The organism is Paraburkholderia sp. SECH2 (assembly GCF_030464795.1).
In the GTDB taxonomy this organism is placed as follows: domain Bacteria; phylum Pseudomonadota; class Gammaproteobacteria; order Burkholderiales; family Burkholderiaceae; genus Paraburkholderia; species Paraburkholderia aspalathi.
The window spans coordinates 335,374-351,198 of the sequence record NZ_JALPRH010000004.1 but is presented as its reverse complement, the minus strand read 5'-3'; the positions used below and the strand labels follow the sequence as shown (position 1 = coordinate 351,198).

Here is a 15,825-nt window from a genome sequence, read left to right as displayed (position 1 = left end):
CGTTAATCCGGCTCCCAGCTTGCCATATCAAATTTGAATGGCGGACGTTTTTGGTCGTATTTGACCGGATGGTCGACGAAATCCTAGACTGGCTTGCATCTTCTTACCGGCCATAGACGATGCGCTCCGATGCCCTGCTGCTTCACGACGATTTTCGCGTGGCCCCATATTGGTGGGACGCCGCGCCGCCCGAGACGGCCCGTGACGCGTTGCCGTCCGGCGTCGACGTGGTGATCGTCGGCAGCGGGTATTGCGGCTTGTCGGCGGCTGTGGAAGCGGCGCGCCTCGGCGCCAGCGTCGCCGTGCTCGACGCTGCGGAGATCGGGGCGGGCGGCAGCACGCGCAGCGGCGGCATGGTGTCGAGCGGACAGAAACTCGCGCTGACCAATGCGATTCGTGGCGTATCGGCAGAGCGGCTGGGACGGCTGATGCGCGAGTCGATGGCGAGCTTCGATTACCTGAAGCGCCTTGTCGCTGAGGAGTCGCTCGACGCCGATCTGCAGATCACGGGGCGTTTCTTCGGCGCATTCACGCCGCGCCACTTCGATCGCTTGCGGCGCCAGGGCGATCTGTTGCGCGAGAAGACCGGCGTGACGGTGCACGTCGTGCCGCGCGCGGAGCAGCACACGGTGATCGGCTCCGATTACTACTACGGCGGGATTCTCGTCGATGAATACGGCGGTCTGCATACGGCGAAATATCATCGCGCGCTGCGCGATCTCGCACGGCGTTGCGGCGCGACTTTGCATTCGCATGCGGGTGTGGAACGAATCGAACGCATTGGCACGGGTTTTCGGGTTCACGCAACGCGAGGAAGAATCGACACGAAGCATGTGCTGGTCGCGACCAACGGCTACACCGGACGGCTGTTGCCGTTCTTCGCGCGGCGAGTGCTGCCGGTCGCGAGTTACCAGATCGCCACGGAGCCGCTGCCGCCCGGACTGATGGCCGTGCTGAATCCGGGGCGGCGCATGATCAGCGATTCGAAACGCAATCTGTTCTACACGAGGCCGTCGCCCGACGGCACGCGAATGCTGTTCGGCTCGCGCCCCGCTATCCGCGAGGTGAGCGAGCGTGAAGCAGCGAGGATGCTGCACGCGAAGATGATCGAGTTGTGGCCCGCATTGCGCGACGTGCGCATCACGCACGCGTGGAAGGGCTACGTCGCGATGACGGGCGACAAGCTCGCGCATATCGGTGAACAGGACGGCATTCACTACGCGCTCGGCTGCAACGGCAACGGTGTCGCGCTGATGAGCTATCTGGGCTCGCGAGTCGCGAGATCCATGCTCGGACTCGATGCACAGGCGGGCGCGTTCGGTGAGGGCACGTTTCCGGTCAGCCCGGCCGGCATGGCGAGCCGTCTGAGCGTGCCGGTCGGCACGGCGCTCTATGCGTTCGACGATTTCTGGAGCGGCCGCGCGCGCGCCGCGCTTTCTTGACAGACTTCCCATCGCAGGTCCTTTCGACGGAGCAAACATCATGCGTTTTCGCCATCTTCTCAGCCTCTTTGCGGTTGTCGTGCCGCTATCGCTCGCGTTGCAAGGCAACGCCCGTGCCGACGACATCGGCACGTTGACGCCCGGCAAGCTGGTCGCCGGCGTGGATGCGAACAACAAGCCGTATTCGTATATCGACAACGGCAAGATGACGGGCTTCGACGTCGAACTGCTGCGCGCCGTCGCGGCGAAGCTCGGCCTGAGTGCGGAGTTCCGCGCGCAGGATTTCAGCGGACTGCTGCCGAGCGTCGCGAACCAGCAGATCGATCTGGCCGCCGGGTCGATTTCGATCACGAAAGAACGCCTGAAGATGGTCGATTTCTCCGAGGGCTATCTGACGGGTCTTCTGAGCGTAGCAACCTTGCCCGACAGCGCGATCACGAGCGATCCGTCATCGGTGAAGGGCAAACGGATCGGCGTCGTGCAGGGCACCATTGAGGACACGTATTCGGACAGCTACCTGCCGGGTGCGCAGATCGTGCGCTTTCCGAACCTGAACGCGGGATTCCTCGCGATGCGCTCGAAATACATCGATGGCTACTTCGTGGATAAAACGCTCGTGGAGGGCTTGCAGGGCAAGTATCCGCAAATGAACATCGCGGACAAGCTCGACATCTCCGCCGTCAACCTGCCTGCCGGTTTCCCGGTGCACAAGGGCAACGCCAAGCTCGAGGCGGCGCTGAACAAGTGCATCGGCGAACTGGTCGCGGACGGAACCTGGCTGAAGCTGTATCTGCAGTTCCACCCGGGTTATTCGAAGCCCGCGAGCCTGCCGCCGTACGCGATGAAGACCGATAACTGATTGAGTTCGGCCGACTGCGGACCGGCGGCTGAACCCGCCGCCGACGCTCAACAGGGAGCGCACCATGAATGCTTTCTTGCAGAACTTTCTCGACTGGCCGTTGCTGATCTCGTCGATACCGTCGTTGCTGTGCACGGGCCTCGTCAACACGCTGGTGCTATCGGTGTTTTCGACCGTGTTGGGGATCGTCGCGGGCATGATGCTCGCGTTGATGACGGTGTCGCATACGCGCTGGTTGATGCTGCCCGCACAGGTGTTCATCGACGTGTTTCGCGGGCTGCCGGCCGCGCTCGTGATCCTGCTGGTCGGCCAGGGACTCGCGCCCGTGGGGCTCGCGATCTTCGGACCCAATCCGTATCCGCTTGCGATCGTGGCACTTGGGCTGATCTCGTCCGCGTATATCGCGGAGATTTTTCGTTCCGGCATTCAAAGCGTGGGACGCGGACAACTGTCCGCGTGTCAGGCGCTCGGCATGACATACTGGAGCAGCATGCGCCACGTGATCGTGCCGCAAGGCGTGCGGCGTATCTTGCCGGCGCTTGCGAACCAGTTCATTTCGATCGTCAAGGATTCGAGTCTGGTCTATTTTCTCGGCCTGCTGACTTCGCAACGCGATCTGTTTACGATCGGCCAGAACACGTCGGTGAATACCGCGAACCTGTCGCCGCTGGTGGCCGCGGGTGCGGTGTATCTGCTTGTGACCGTGCCGCTCACGCACGCGATCAATCACATCGACCGCTGGACCAACCGTCATGCGAATCCGGCGCGCGGCAATTCCAGCACACGATTGTCACGCCGGCAGCGCAAGGCGCAGGCTTCGGCCAGTTCGACTGTGCCGGTCAGGGCCGGCATCGCCGATCAACATAACTAGTCTTCACAGGCAGGACACCAGCCACAATGGGACCCAAAGTAGAAACGGTCGCTGACGACACCACCTTGCCCGCGCAAGTCGATGTCGTCGTCATCGGCGGCGGCATTATCGGCGTGAGCACGGCCCTTTATCTGAGCGAGAAAGGATTGCAGGTCGCGCTATGTGAGAAAGGCCATATTGCGGGCGAGCAATCGAGTCGCAACTGGGGGTGGGTGCGCGTCACGCATCGCGACATGCGTGAGTTCACGTTGAGCATCGAAAGCCTGAAGCTGTGGCGGAAAATGGATGCGACGCTCGGCATCGACACCGGCTTCAACCAATGCGGCATCCTCTACATGACCGACGAAGACGCCGTGATGGACAGTCATCACGTATGGCTCGACAAGGCGCGCCACGTAGCGGGCGATACATTCGACACGCGCGTGGTGGACGGGCGTGCCGTTGCTGAACTGTTGCCCGGCGCGACGAAAGCGTTCAAAGGCGGACTCTACACATCCGGCGACGGTCGCGCCGAACCGCAAAAGGCGGCACCGGCAATCGCCAATGCGTTGCGCAAACGCGGCGTCAAGATTCTGACGCCATGCGCCGCCCGTGGCATCGAAACAAGCGCAGGGCGCGTCAGTGCGGTCGTCACCGAGCACGGCGCGATTCGTTGCAACAGCGTCGTGGTCGCGGGTGGCGCGTGGTCGCGGTTGTTCTGCGGCAATCTGGATGTCGACGTACCGCAACTGCTGGTAAAAGCCTCCGTGCTTCGCACCGAGCCGCTCGACGGTGGCCCGACCTGTAGCGCGAGTAACAAGAAATTCGCGTTTCGCAAGCGCGCCGACGGCGGCTATACGGTCGCTTTTGGCTTCCGCACCTACAGCGATCTCACGCCCGATTCATTTCGCCTGTTCTTCAAATATGTCGAAGCGTTGAAGAGCCAGCTGGGCGCTTTGCGCATCGGCATCGGTGCTCGTTTCTTCGATGAATTGCGCCGTCCGCGTCATTGGGCGCTTGACCGTCCCACAGCGTTCGAAGCGGTCCGCACGCTCGATCCCGAACCGATCACCCGTTACACCGACGCAGGTTTGCGCGAGTTCATCAAGGTCTTCCCGCATCTGGCGCACGCGCGAATCGCGCAGCGCTGGGCGGGCTACATGGACGTGACGCCGGACGCGATTCCAGTGATCTCCGGTGTCGATACGGTGCCGGGCCTCTTTATCGGCACCGGCTTTTCGGGGCATGGATTCGGCATCGGCCCGGCGGCCGGAAAGCTGATGGCGGATCTGGTGACGAACGACACACCGCTTGTCGACCCGCATGCGTTCCGCCTCAACCGGTTCAGCGACGGAACCAGGATTGTGATCGACGCGGGCTTCTAAGGTGGTTTTCCTACGCTTTCTACGGAGCTATCCGTGCAAAGAGTGGCGATTATTTGCCGAGCCACTTCGCGCTCATTTGCGCATACTCGCCATTCGCCTGGCTCAGATGCAGCCACTGGTCGACAAAGTGTTTGAACACGTCGTCGCCGTTCGGCAGCAGGTAGCCCATCTCGGCATATTGCAGCGGCTTGTCGGGATTGACGGCACATAACTCGGGATGCGCCTTGCTCTGCACGATTGCCTCCGCAGCTTCGGTAACGAAGACGTCCGCGTGTCCCTTGATGATCTCATCGAAGATCGTGAGGTTGTCCGAGTGCATGGTCAATTGGGCGTGACTCAGTTTCGTCCTGGCGAACTTTTCGTTGCTGCCGCCCGGATTCGCGATCACGCGGACGGACGGTTGGTCGATCGCTTCGATGGACTGATATTTGGCGACGTTTTCGCAGCGTGTAAGCGGCGTTTTGCCGTTGACCATATACGGCGTGCTGAAGTACGCCTGTTTCTGGCGCTCGAGCGAAACTGAAATGCCGCCTGCCGCGATGTCGCATTTACCTGCTACGAAATCCGGCAGTAGGTTCGCCCAGGTGGTCTTGACGAATTGCGGTTTCGCGTTGAGAGCCGTGGCGAGCGATCCCATCAGATCAACGTCAAGTCCTTCGAATTCATCCGGTGCGCGCTGGAAGCTGAATGGCTTGTAATCGCCCGGCGTGCACACCCGCAGAATGCCGCTCTGCGTGACACGCGCGAGCGTAGACGGCGGCGTCTGTGCAAATGCAAAAGACTGCGCGAGCAGCAAGGTCAACGCGACAACGAATTTCATAGTCCAACTCCGTCAAGAATCAATTGAAAAGATCAGAAGGATTATCACAGCCAGAATTTCCAGAAAAAATATCCGGTCATCACAAAGCTGAAGATCAGAATCAACACACGCAGCAGGTTTGCGTCGATGCGCTGGGCAACACGCGCGCCCCACAGGCCGCCGATCAGCGAACCGGCCATCATCAGCGCGGCCGAAGCCCACGCGACCTGCCCGCCCACCGCGAGCGCTGCGATCGACGCACCCGCCGCCACCGCGCCGAGCAGGTTCTTGAAACCGTTCAGCAGTTGCGTCTCGCGCATACCCGACATGCTCAGGCCTGCCATGACGATGATCCCGCTGCCTGCATTGAAGTAGCCGACCATCAGGCTCGCGAAGAATTGGATCGTCGTATGAAGCCGCGTGGCTTTCCCGCCAGAGGCCGCCGCCACATCCGTGGACCGGCGCGCCGCTGCCACCACGCGCGGCGCCAGCAGGAACATCAGCGTAGCTAGCAACATCAGGAGGGGAATGACACGCGTGAACGTTGCGGCCGGTGTCATGAGAAGGAGTGCGCCGCCCGTTACGCCACCGGCGAGGCTTGCTGCCGCATAGCGCAGTAGCCGGCGGGAGTCGCCGGAGAGACGATGCCGATAACCATAGGCGGCTGTTATCAGGCCGGGCCACGCGGCAACGGCGCTGGTTGCATTCGCAACCGTCGGCGGTACGTTAAAGAACAGCAGTGCCGGCAGCGTGATGAAACTGCCGCCGCCCGCGATCGCGTTGATCACACCGCCGCACAGACTGGCGACGAAGAGAAAGGGATATTCGTAGGGATGCACGTCGGACCTCGCAAGAAGGCCCTCAGTGTCAGGGTTATCCCGAGGCAGAATTTATTCTTATCAGAGCGCTTCCGCCGCATCAAAAAAAGGAAATCTTTTGGATCGTCAGCATCACGAGAGTTTTTTACTTTTGACAAACGCCCAGTCGTCCAAGCCGTGGTAGCGGACAGTCGGGATGCTCTATCAAAGACAGTGTTCCGCATGTCTTGCCTGTGCGTGGCGCGACTTGCTTGCCATAACGTGATGTCATGGGCACCACAACAATTGCGGCGTTGTCGCCATTAAATAGACTCACTATATTGGGCTCAATGCGCATTACATCCACGATCTCTTTCGCTTAACCCTTTCGAGGACAAAGTCGTGATCAAGAAGCCCATGTTGCGCCCGCTTGCGGCGGTTCTGATTCTTGGTGTCGCGGGTCTGGTGCCTGCGTGTCTCACGCCTGCTTTTGCTGCGGGGAAGATTACCTTTGTTTCTCAAGGCGGCACGTATCAGGAAGCGCAGACCAAGGCGATCCTCGATCCTGCGGCGAAACTGCTGAACATTACCGTCAACCAGGACAGCATCCCGGACGCGTGGCCGCAGATCAAGGCGCAGGCCGCAACCGGCAAGCCGATCTGGGACGTGGTCGATACGCCGACGTCCAACTGCCTGCGCGGCGGCCACGAAGGCCTGCTGGAGAAGCTGGATTTCTCGAAGATCCCGAATGGGGCCGCGATGCCCGAGAAATATCGCACGCCCTATTCAGTCGCCTATGAGTTCTATTCGACAGTTATCGGCTACAACAAGAAGTCGTTGAAGAAAGTGCCGCAGAGCTGGGCCGATTTCTGGAATGTGAAGGGATTCCCCGGTACGCGTGCGTTGCGCAACGATCCGCAGACGGTGCTCGAAGCCGCGCTTCTGGCAGACGGCGTGCCGCGCGACAAGCTTTATCCGCTCGACGTCGATCGTGCGTTTAAAAAGCTTCAACAGATCAAGCCGGACGTGACCGTCTGGTGGACCTCGGGCGGGCAGTCGGCACAATTGCTGCACGACGGCGAAGTCGACATGACGATGATCTGGAACGGCCGCGCAAGCGCCGTGCGTAAAGACAACCCCGATATCGACTTCACGTTCAACGACGGCATTCTGCAGAACACCCAGTTGTGCGTGCTGAAGAACGCGCCGAACCTGGCCGACGCGATCAAATTCGTCAACGCCGCTGTCTCGCCCGAATTGCAGGCGAATCTGCCGCTGTATATCGACTATGGCCCGGGCAATCCGGCAGCCTTCAAGACCGGCAAGATCGACGCGAAACGCGCGAGCGAGCTGCCGAGCTCGCCGGACAACGCGGCGAAGCAGGCGCTTATGTCGGAGGAGTGGTGGGCCTCGGACGCCGGCATTCAGGCAAAGGCGCGTTGGCTCAAGTTTATGCAGTAAGGCGCGGGCTGACGTCGACGCGCGGGCTCACAGGCTCCCGCGCACGTTTTGCTCAGGTTTCAACGCCCGCGTATTCATCGAACGTGATCGACTATCTGATTCTCGGCGGCGGTTCGGCGGGCTGCGTCCTCGCCGCGCGCCTGTCCGAAGACGCCGGCAAGACCGTCTGCCTCGTCGAGGCTGGCCGCAATATCTCCCAGACGGACATGCCTGCTGCCGTGCGCAGCCGGTACCCTGGCCGCGCCTATCTCGACACCGCGAACATCTGGCAGCGCCTGAAAGCGCGCATGAACATGTCGGCAACGACACGACGCTACGAACAGGCGCGTCTGCTTGGCGGTGGCTCGGCGATCAATGCGCTGATGGCGAATCGCGGCGCGCCCGCCGATTACGACGAATGGCACGCGCTTGGCGCACACGGCTGGAACTGGAATGCCTGCCTGCCGTACTTCCGTAAACTCGAATCCGATTGCGACTTCGACGGTGAACTGCATGGCAAGAGCGGCCCGGTCCGCATCCAGCGTACGAACTGGGCACGCGTCTCGCCCTTCGTACGCGCGGTACTCAGCACGCTCGACGCGCGCGGCCACGTGCGGCGCGACGATCAGAACGGCGCGTGGGAAGATGGTACGTTCATCGGATCGATCGCGGTGAGCGAGGCCGGCGAGCGGATCCCGACGTCGGTCTGTTATCTCGACGATACCGTACGTGCCCGTCCGAACCTCCAAATCCGAACGGGAATGCTCGTCGAGCGCGTGCTGTTCGACGGCTCGCGCGCAGTCGGTGCGCGCATCGTCGCGAGCGAGGGTGGCGAGGGCAGGGATGGCGCCAGCGAAGAATTGCGTGCCGCGCATGTAATCGTCTGCGCCGGCGCGATCCACAGTCCCGCGCTGCTGATGCGAAGCGGCATCGGACCGGCCGCTGAACTCGCCGCGCTCGGTATCGAAGTGCACGCGGACCGGGCCGGTGTCGGCGGCAATCTGATGGAGCATCCGTCGATCGCCGTTTCCGCGGTTTTGCCGCGGGCGGCCCGCACGCCGTTTCCCGACGAGCATCACGAGCAGGCCATCGTGCGCTTTTCGTCAGGCATGCACGGCACCGTGCCCAGCGACATGCACGGTGCGATCCTGTCGCGTTCGGGCTGGCATTCGGTGGGCTACCGGCTCGGCACGATCTTCTTCTGGGTGAACAAGTCGTACTCGCGCGGCCGGGTGACGCTCACTTCAGCGAGTCCGCATAGCGAGCCCGCAGTCGATTTCAACATGCTGTCCGATGCTCGCGATCTCGAACGTCTGAAGGGCGCGCTGCGCTTCGGCGCTGAAACGCTGGCCGATCCGCTAATGGCGAAGCATCGCTCGACGCTTCTACCTTCGAGCTATTCGCCGCGTGTCGCGAGTGTGGCCGTGCCGGGTGCGTGGAATGCGTTGCAACGCGGCACGCTGAGCGCGCTATTGGATATCGCGGGTCCGTTTCGCGCGTGGCTGGTGCGACGCGTGATCACTCAGGGCGTGACGCTGAACGACCTGCTCGACGACGATCATGCCTTGACGCAATTCGTCACGCGCTCGGTGGGCGGCACCTGGCATCCGTCGGGAACCTGCCGGATGGGCGCCGCCGACGATCCGCTCACTGTCTGCGATGCGCGTGGCGCCGTGTATGGCGTGAACGGGCTGTACGTGTGCGATGCGTCGCTGATGCCGTCGATACCGTGCGCCAACACGAATATCCCGACCATCATGATCGCGGAGCGCATCGCGGATATGCTGCGTGGCCGGGTCTAGGGACTTGCTGGGTCGAGAAAGGGAAGGCGGCCCGTCGACCGCCGCGACGCTCAGTTGCCCTCAGTCCCCATACCCCACGATGCCTTTCACCTCAAGAAACGCCTCGAGCCCCCACTCGGCGTATTCGCGCCCATTGCCTGACTGCTTGTAGCCGCCGAAAGGCGAGCCGGCATCCCACGACGGGTAGTTCAGGTACACGCTGCCCGCCCGCAACCTGAACGCTACGCGCCGCGCACGCTCGTGATCGGCGGATTGCACATAGGCCGCGAGGCCGAAGGGACTGTCGTTCGCAATCGCGATCGCATCATCTTCGTCGCGATACGGCATGATCGCGAGTACGGGCCCGAAGATCTCTTCGCGCGCGATCGTCATAGACGGACGCACGTTCGCGAACACAGTCGGTTGCACGTAATAGCCGCGTTCGAGACCGTGCGGACGGCCGAGGCCACCGGCCACGACTTGCGCGCCCTCGTCGATGCCGGCTGCGATCAAACGTTCCACGCGCTCAAATTGCACGCTGCTGACAACCGGCCCCATCGTCGTGCGCTCGTGGTCTGCGGGGCCGACGCGATGTGCTTCCGCCGCCCGCCGGGCAATCGCCACCGCCTCGTCATGGCGCGCCTCCGGCACCAGCATGCGCGTCGGTGCATTGCACGACTGGCCGCTGTTGTTGAAGCACGAGTTGACGCCCGCCGTCACGGCGGCTTCAAAGTCGACGTCGTCCAGCAGAATGTTGGCCGACTTGCCACCCAGCTCCTGATGTACGCGCTTGACGGTCGGCGCCGCGAGCTTCGCGATCTCGATGCCCGCGCGCGTCGAGCCGGTGAACGACACCATGTCGACATCGGGATGCGCTGCAAGCGCCGCACCGACGGTCGGTCCATCGCCGTTCACGAGATTGAAGACCCCCGGCGGCACGCCCGCAGCATCCAGTATCTCCGCGAACAGCAGCGCGTTGAGCGGCGTCACTTCACTGGGTTTCAGCACCATCGTGCAGCCGGCCGCAATCGCGGGCGCAGCCTTGCAGACGATCTGATTGATCGGCCAGTTCCACGGCGTGATGAGCGCGACGACGCCCACCGGTTCGTGATTGACGAGCGTGGTGCCTTTTTTGCGCTGCCACGCGAACGTTTCGCACGTGCGGATCAATTCGTCGAGATGCCGCCGTCCGATTCCTGCCTGCCATGCATGCGCCATCGCGCGCGGGGCGCCCAGTTCGCGCGAGATCGTGTCGCCCATCTCGTCGTGACGTTCAAGAAAAACCTCGAGAATGCGGCGGATCAGCGCGAGGCGCTCGGCGGGTGTGGTCTGCGAGAACAACGTGAACGCGCGTTTTGCCGCAGCGACAGCGCGATCGATATCGGCGGGTGTGCCCATTGCCACTTCGGCGAACGCTTCTTCGGTGCAGGGATCGATGACCGGCAGGCGTGCCGTGCCCGACGGCTCGACCCACGCGCCGTCGATATAGAACTTCAGTGCATTGATCATGTGATAGGTGTGTAGGTGGAGTTCAGGCGCGCGCCGCGCCGGAGCGCCGGCTCACCACGACGATCATCACGAGGCACAGCGTCAGCGCCGTGAGCATCGTACTGATCGCGGCAATGGTCGGATCGATCTCGTCACGCAGCGTGACGAACATGCGGCGCGTCAGCGTCTGGTTCGAGCCGCCCGACACGAACAGGGCGACCACCGTTTCGTCGAGGGCCTGTATGAACACGAACACGGCGCCAGAAATAACGCTTGCCTTGATCTGCGGCAGCGTCACCGCCATGAAGCTGCGAAAGCGATTCATGCCGAGGCTGCGGGCGACCATTTCCTGGGTGCGGTCGAAGGTGCGAAGGTCAGCGCCGACCGAGATCAGCACATACGGCAGCCCGAGCATCGTATCCGCGAGAATCAGCCCGCCGAGCGTATTCACGTAGCCGGCCTGCGAGTAGACGAAAAACACGCCCACCGCGACGATGATGATCGGCACCATCAACGGCAGCATCAGCAGCGTGCGCAGATAGCGCATGATCCAATGTGTGCCGTTCTGGATCGCGTAGGCAGCGCACACGCCGAGTGGTGTGGCGAGCAGTGCGGCGCAGACCGAGGCGGTCAGCGTAGTGCGCGCGGCGTCGATCCACGCGGGGTTGTCGAAGAAGGAGTGATACCAGCGCAGCGAATAGGCGGGCGGGGGGAAGGTCATGAAGCGCGTGTCGGAGAACGACAGCGGCACGACGATCAACACCGGCACCATGAGGAACAGGAGGATCAGCACGACCGCCGCACCGAGGACGATCCGTCCGAACGAGAGCTTTGTCATTTCGCGCCCAGGGTCTTTTCGAGTGGCACCACACGGCTCGCGGCGTAGAAAATCGCGAACACGCAGATCAGCAGCACGACGCTCACCGCGCTCGCCGCGCCCCAGCTGTTGTAGATCTCGACGTTGCGGCTCACCACCATCGACACCATGATCGACTTGCCGCCGCCCATCAACTCAGGCGTGATGTAGAAGCCGAGGCACAGCACGAACACGAGGGTGACGCCGGCGAACACACCGCTCATTGAAAGCGGCAGGAACACGCGCATGAACACATGCAGCGGCGAGCCGCCGAGACTCGCGCCCGCTTGCGAGAGATTCGGCGGAATCTTCTGCATGGCCGAATACAGCGGCAGCACCATAAACGGCAGCAGGATATGGACCATGGCGATGATCGTGCCAAACTGGTTGTAGGCGAGTTGCACAGGCCGGTCGATCAGGCCCGAGGCGATCAAGGCCTTGTTGACGAGGCCCGTGCGCTGCAGCAACACGAGCCACGCGTAAGTGCGCACGAGCACGCTCGTCCAGAACGGCAGGATGACCATGCCGAGCACAAGCGCACTCAGCTTCGGCGACACCGAGGCCGCGAAGTACGCCACCGGATAGCCGAGCACCAGCGTGATGACGGTCACGATGATGCTCAGTTTGAACGTAAGCAGGAAGGTTTCGAGGTAAGCGCCTGAGAACATGCGCCGATAGTTCTCGAGCGTGAAGCCGTCGTGATAGATGGACTGCCACGACAACCAGGCGAGCGGCACGACAAGCAGCACGACGATCACGAGGAGCGCCGGCGCCATCAGAAGAAGCATCGTGCGATCTTCGCGCCGCTGGTAGCGCACGGCAGGATCGGACGCGGTGGCCTGCATCAATGAGTGTCCTTGGAGCATCCGTTTGGCGGTCGTCATCATGCACCTACGGCGTCGAGAAACTGATACCACGCGGCGACGAGCCTCACACCCGGCGCGCGCAGCGAATGAAAAGGCACGGGCCGCAGACCCGGCGCGCCGAGCAACGAAAGCTCGGGCGTCTCGCCGAGGGCGAGCGCGGCGGCATGCTGTCCGAGCAGGCTGGCCATTGCGACGCCTGCTCCGTTATACCCCAGGCAGAAGGTCGTGGCATCGTCGCTGCGCCCGACATGCGGCAGCGAATTGAACGTCATACCGACATAGCCCGACCAGCGATACGCCACAGGTACATCCGCGAGATCGGGAAAGAGCGCGACCATTGCCCGCTGCAGTCCATCGAAGCCGGTCGTCTGGCCTTCCTTGCCGAACGCGTCGCGGCCGCCGAACAGCATGCGGCCGTCCACCTTGCGGAACCACTTCATCATGCGGCGCGTTTCCGTGTAACTGCGGCGTTCGACCATCAGGCGCGCGTCGAGATCGGCGGGCAGGCGCTCGGTGGCGATCATTGCGCTGCGGAACGGCACGAGTTCGCGTTGATACGGCGCGGTGGCCGGCGTGAGATCCGAATAGGCATTGGTCGCGACGATCACCTGCTTCGCACGCACCGTACCGCCTGGCGTGCGCAACGTCACGTGCGTATCGCCGGGCGCGCGATGCATCTGCAATACCGGTGTCGATTCGTAAATCGGCACGCCGCGCAGCGTCATGCCGCGCGCGAGTCCGCGCAAGTATTCGAGCGGCAGGATCGTGCCGGCGTCCTTGCTCAGCACGCCGCCAACAAAGCCCTTCGACCCCGTCTCGCGCTCGACTTCGGCGCGCAATTGCACGCTCATCGATGTATCACCGAGCGTCGCGCGTACCCAGTCGGCTTCGGCGCAGATCGCCGCGAGCGCGCGCTCGGTGTGCGCGCAGCGCAGGCTGCCCGTGTGCTCGAAGCGGGCCTGCGTGAGCCCGAACTCGTCGACCAGCGATTCGACCACCCGCACGCCTTCATGCGCGAGCCGATGCATACGCTTCGCGGTATCGAGGCCATGCAACTGGTCGATCGTGGGAAACGACAGCCTGAATTTCGACGACACCACGCCGCCATTGCGCCCGCTCGCACCCCAGCCGACCACGTTCGCGTCGAGCACGGCGCAACCGACGCCACGTTTTTGCAGCGCATAGGCTGCGGCGAGGCCCGAGTAGCCGGCGCCGATCACTGCGACTTCGACGTCGAGATCGCGCGCGAGCGGCGCGCCGGTGCTGACCGCCGCGCCCCCATCGGGCGATGCCGCAGCAAGCGCTTGCCAGAGCGAGTCGGGCAGGGGCGAGGGGCGTGCCTTCGGCGCGAGCATCGGTTCAGGCGGCGAGGCGCGCTTCGGCTTCGACGGCGTCCGCGAGCTCGGCGAGCGTCGGGAACGTGAACGTCGGCGTCGTGACAGCCTCAGGCACCGGCGTGGCGCCGAAGCCCTTCTTGCCCTGACGGCGCTCGATCCAGCAAGTGGCATAGCCGAGTTCCGTGGCGACGCCGATGTCGTGGTACTGGCTTTGCGCGGTGTGCAGGATTTCGCCGAACTTGTAGCCGAATGCCGCCTGACGGCCGCGGTTGTATGCGAAGAATTGCGGGTCAGGTTTGGCAACGCCGGTTTCGTCACAGCAGACCGTGTCGTCGAACGGGTCGCCAAGCGTGTGTGCGTAGGCCGACAGTGCGACGCGGTCCGCATTGGTCATGGCAACCAGGCGGAAGTGTTTGCGCAGACGCTTGAGCGCGGCGACCGAATCGGCGAAGGCGGGCCATTCGAGCACGTCGCGCTGGAACGCGGCGGCCGATTGCGCGTCGTCGGGCAAACCGAGTTCCTTCGCCAGCGACAGGTAGACGTTGGCCATTTCATGGCTCGAGCGGCCCGGATGGGTCGCACGGCCGCGCATGTACGGCTCGAAGATCTGGTCGTCGGTCAGGTCCTTCGCGGCCGGCCCGCCGAGGCGCCGCACGGAGGCGAGCACGCCGCGCTCGAAGTCGATGAGTGTGCCGACGACGTCGAACGTCAGGACCTTGAAATCGGTGAGCTTCATGAAATCATCCTTTTGCAGTTTGCTGTAAAAACGGGAGAGGGAGTGCCCCAAGCTCGGGCGGATAAAAAATGAGAGGAGTCAGGCGGGCACGACGATCGTGTCCTGTGGATCGAGAACGACGCTCATGGGCGCGCCCGGTTCCGGGATGCGCCGGCGCGCGTCGTAGCCGCCGGGCTGCCTGAGGCTGATGGCAGTGCCGTCGGCGAGCGTGGCGAACACGCGCAGGCTTTCGCCCTGGTACAGCACCTCGGTGACGTGGCACGACAGACGATTCACGCCGTCGCGCCGCTCGCCGCCGTCGATCACGAGTTTTTCGGTTTGCACCGCGAGCAGCAGCTTGTCGCCGCGCGGCAGCGGGTGCGCCGTGCGCAGAACCGTATCGCCGAGGCGCACGGCATCGTCGCCGGCGCGCGTCACTGCGAGCAACGTCGCCTCACCGATGAAGCTCGCCACGAACGCGTCACACGGACGGTCGTAGAGCCGCTCAGGCGTGTCGATCTGCACGAGCCGGCCGTTCTTCAGCACGGCCACGCGGTCGCTCATGGTGAGCGCCTCGCGCTGATCGTGCGTCACATAAACGATCGTCGCGCCGAGCTTGCGATGCAGCCGCCGCAGCTCGATCTGCATGGTTTCGCGCAGTTGCTTGTCGAGCGCTGAGAGCGGCTCGTCCATCAGGATCAGTTGGGGCTCGAAGACCATCGCGCGGGCGAGCGCCACGCGCTGGCGCTGGCCGCCGGACAGTTGACCGATACCGCGGTTTTCGTAGCCCGAGAGTTCGACCATGGCGAGCGCATCGGCGACCTTCTTCGCCCACGTTGCTTTGGGCTGACGGCGCGCGCGCAGCGGAAACGCGACGTTCTCGCCGACGCTCATGTGCGGAAAGAGCGCGTAGTTCTGGAAGACGATGCCGATGTCCCGTTTATGCGGCGGCGCAAATGTAATGTCGCGCTCACCGACCCAGACCGCACCCGAACTCGGCTGCACGAAGCCGCCGAGAATGCCGAGCAGTGTGGTCTTGCCTGACCCCGAAGGACCGAGCAGCGAGACGAATTCGCCCGGGGCGATGTCGAGCGACACGTCGTCGAGGGCCACGACCGGGCCATAACGTTTCGCTGCCGATCGGATCGAAACACCTGTTTTCGCTCGTGCGTCCATTGCGTCCTGTCTCGCTGTAGAGGCCTGCGTTAGG

Annotated in this window: 14 protein-coding genes; 6 read left to right on the top strand and 8 right to left on the bottom strand. The window is 63.1% G+C overall.

Annotated features, from left to right (window positions below; genetic code table 11):
• Positions 1-119 precede the first annotated feature (119 nt).
• The 4 genes from M0D66_RS10795 (at position 120) to M0D66_RS10780 (ending at position 4,536) form a co-directional block, all read left to right on the top strand.
• The gene (locus tag M0D66_RS10795; protein WP_266210734.1) at positions 120-1,442 is read left to right on the top strand and encodes an FAD-binding oxidoreductase; all 1,323 of its coding nucleotides are present in this window, start codon (positions 120-122) and stop codon (positions 1,440-1,442) included.
• A gap of 40 nt (positions 1,443-1,482) precedes the next feature.
• The gene (locus M0D66_RS10790; RefSeq protein WP_211708268.1) at positions 1,483-2,301 is read left to right on the top strand and encodes a transporter substrate-binding domain-containing protein; all 819 of its coding nucleotides are present in this window, start codon (positions 1,483-1,485) and stop codon (positions 2,299-2,301) included.
• A gap of 64 nt (positions 2,302-2,365) precedes the next feature.
• Positions 2,366-3,172, top strand: a complete 807-nt coding sequence (locus M0D66_RS10785; protein WP_200570893.1) for an amino acid ABC transporter permease — start codon at positions 2,366-2,368, stop codon at positions 3,170-3,172.
• A 26-nt stretch (positions 3,173-3,198) separates the two neighbouring features.
• On the top strand, positions 3,199-4,536 hold the full coding sequence (locus M0D66_RS10780; protein WP_211708269.1) for an FAD-binding oxidoreductase: 1,338 nt from the start codon (positions 3,199-3,201) through the stop codon (positions 4,534-4,536).
• A gap of 49 nt (positions 4,537-4,585) precedes the next feature.
• On the opposite strand, the gene M0D66_RS10775 is transcribed toward M0D66_RS10780, so the two are convergent.
• A complete protein-coding gene (locus M0D66_RS10775; RefSeq protein ID WP_266210733.1) occupies positions 4,586-5,356 on the bottom strand; it encodes a transporter substrate-binding domain-containing protein in 771 nt (256 codons plus the stop codon).
• 44 nt (positions 5,357-5,400) lie between these two features.
• Positions 5,401-6,174: a sulfite exporter TauE/SafE family protein gene (locus M0D66_RS10770; protein ID WP_211708270.1), complete on the bottom strand. Its 774-nt coding sequence runs from the start codon at positions 6,172-6,174 to the stop codon at positions 5,401-5,403.
• 360 nt (positions 6,175-6,534) lie between these two features.
• Here M0D66_RS10770 and M0D66_RS10765 point away from each other — a divergent pair, with 360 nt between their 5' ends.
• Both M0D66_RS10765 and M0D66_RS10760 read left to right on the top strand, forming a co-directional pair.
• On the top strand, positions 6,535-7,593 hold the full coding sequence (locus M0D66_RS10765; protein WP_093642607.1) for an ABC transporter substrate-binding protein: 1,059 nt from the start codon (positions 6,535-6,537) through the stop codon (positions 7,591-7,593).
• An 83-nt stretch (positions 7,594-7,676) separates the two neighbouring features.
• Positions 7,677-9,374: a GMC family oxidoreductase gene (locus tag M0D66_RS10760; RefSeq protein WP_266210732.1), complete on the top strand. Its 1,698-nt coding sequence runs from the start codon at positions 7,677-7,679 to the stop codon at positions 9,372-9,374.
• Between the two features lie 60 nt (positions 9,375-9,434).
• Here M0D66_RS10760 and M0D66_RS10755 read toward each other — a convergent pair whose 3' ends face one another.
• The 6 genes from M0D66_RS10755 to M0D66_RS10730 form a co-directional block, all read right to left on the bottom strand.
• The gene (locus tag M0D66_RS10755; protein WP_266210731.1) at positions 9,435-10,862 is read right to left on the bottom strand and encodes an aldehyde dehydrogenase family protein; all 1,428 of its coding nucleotides are present in this window, start codon (positions 10,860-10,862) and stop codon (positions 9,435-9,437) included.
• Between the two features lie 22 nt (positions 10,863-10,884).
• Positions 10,885-11,679 carry an ABC transporter permease gene (locus M0D66_RS10750; RefSeq protein ID WP_093642599.1) on the bottom strand — a complete coding sequence of 265 codons (795 nt, stop codon included), beginning with the start codon at positions 11,677-11,679 and terminating at the stop codon, positions 10,885-10,887.
• On the bottom strand, positions 11,676-12,542 hold the full coding sequence (locus tag M0D66_RS10745; RefSeq protein ID WP_266210730.1) for an ABC transporter permease: 867 nt from the start codon (positions 12,540-12,542) through the stop codon (positions 11,676-11,678). Before M0D66_RS10745 ends, M0D66_RS10750 begins: the two co-directional genes overlap by 4 nt.
• Before the next feature lie 38 nt (positions 12,543-12,580).
• Positions 12,581-13,918: an FAD-binding oxidoreductase gene (locus tag M0D66_RS10740; protein ID WP_266210729.1), complete on the bottom strand. Its 1,338-nt coding sequence runs from the start codon at positions 13,916-13,918 to the stop codon at positions 12,581-12,583.
• A 4-nt stretch (positions 13,919-13,922) separates the two neighbouring features.
• A complete protein-coding gene (locus tag M0D66_RS10735; protein WP_054042905.1) occupies positions 13,923-14,636 on the bottom strand; it encodes an HAD-IA family hydrolase in 714 nt (237 codons plus the stop codon).
• 78 nt (positions 14,637-14,714) lie between these two features.
• Positions 14,715-15,791 (bottom strand): ABC transporter ATP-binding protein, encoded by a 1,077-nt coding sequence (locus M0D66_RS10730; RefSeq protein ID WP_093642590.1) that lies wholly within the window; start codon positions 15,789-15,791, stop codon positions 14,715-14,717.
• Positions 15,792-15,825 lie beyond the last annotated feature (34 nt).

Coding starts and splice junctions, on each gene's coding strand:
- M0D66_RS10795 (WP_266210734.1), top strand. CDS start 120: ATGCGCTCCGATGCCCTGCTGCTTCACGACGATTTTCGCGTGGCCCCA.
- M0D66_RS10790 (WP_211708268.1), top strand. CDS start 1,483: ATGCGTTTTCGCCATCTTCTCAGCCTCTTTGCGGTTGTCGTGCCGCTA.
- M0D66_RS10785 (WP_200570893.1), top strand. CDS start 2,366: ATGAATGCTTTCTTGCAGAACTTTCTCGACTGGCCGTTGCTGATCTCG.
- M0D66_RS10780 (WP_211708269.1), top strand. CDS start 3,199: ATGGGACCCAAAGTAGAAACGGTCGCTGACGACACCACCTTGCCCGCG.
- M0D66_RS10775 (WP_266210733.1), bottom strand. CDS start 5,356: ATGAAATTCGTTGTCGCGTTGACCTTGCTGCTCGCGCAGTCTTTTGCA.
- M0D66_RS10755 (WP_266210731.1), bottom strand. CDS start 10,862: ATGATCAATGCACTGAAGTTCTATATCGACGGCGCGTGGGTCGAGCCG.
- M0D66_RS10750 (WP_093642599.1), bottom strand. CDS start 11,679: ATGACAAAGCTCTCGTTCGGACGGATCGTCCTCGGTGCGGCGGTCGTG.
- M0D66_RS10745 (WP_266210730.1), bottom strand. CDS start 12,542: ATGCAGGCCACCGCGTCCGATCCTGCCGTGCGCTACCAGCGGCGCGAA.
- M0D66_RS10740 (WP_266210729.1), bottom strand. CDS start 13,918: ATGCTCGCGCCGAAGGCACGCCCCTCGCCCCTGCCCGACTCGCTCTGG.
- M0D66_RS10735 (WP_054042905.1), bottom strand. CDS start 14,636: ATGAAGCTCACCGATTTCAAGGTCCTGACGTTCGACGTCGTCGGCACA.
- M0D66_RS10730 (WP_093642590.1), bottom strand. CDS start 15,791: ATGGACGCACGAGCGAAAACAGGTGTTTCGATCCGATCGGCAGCGAAA.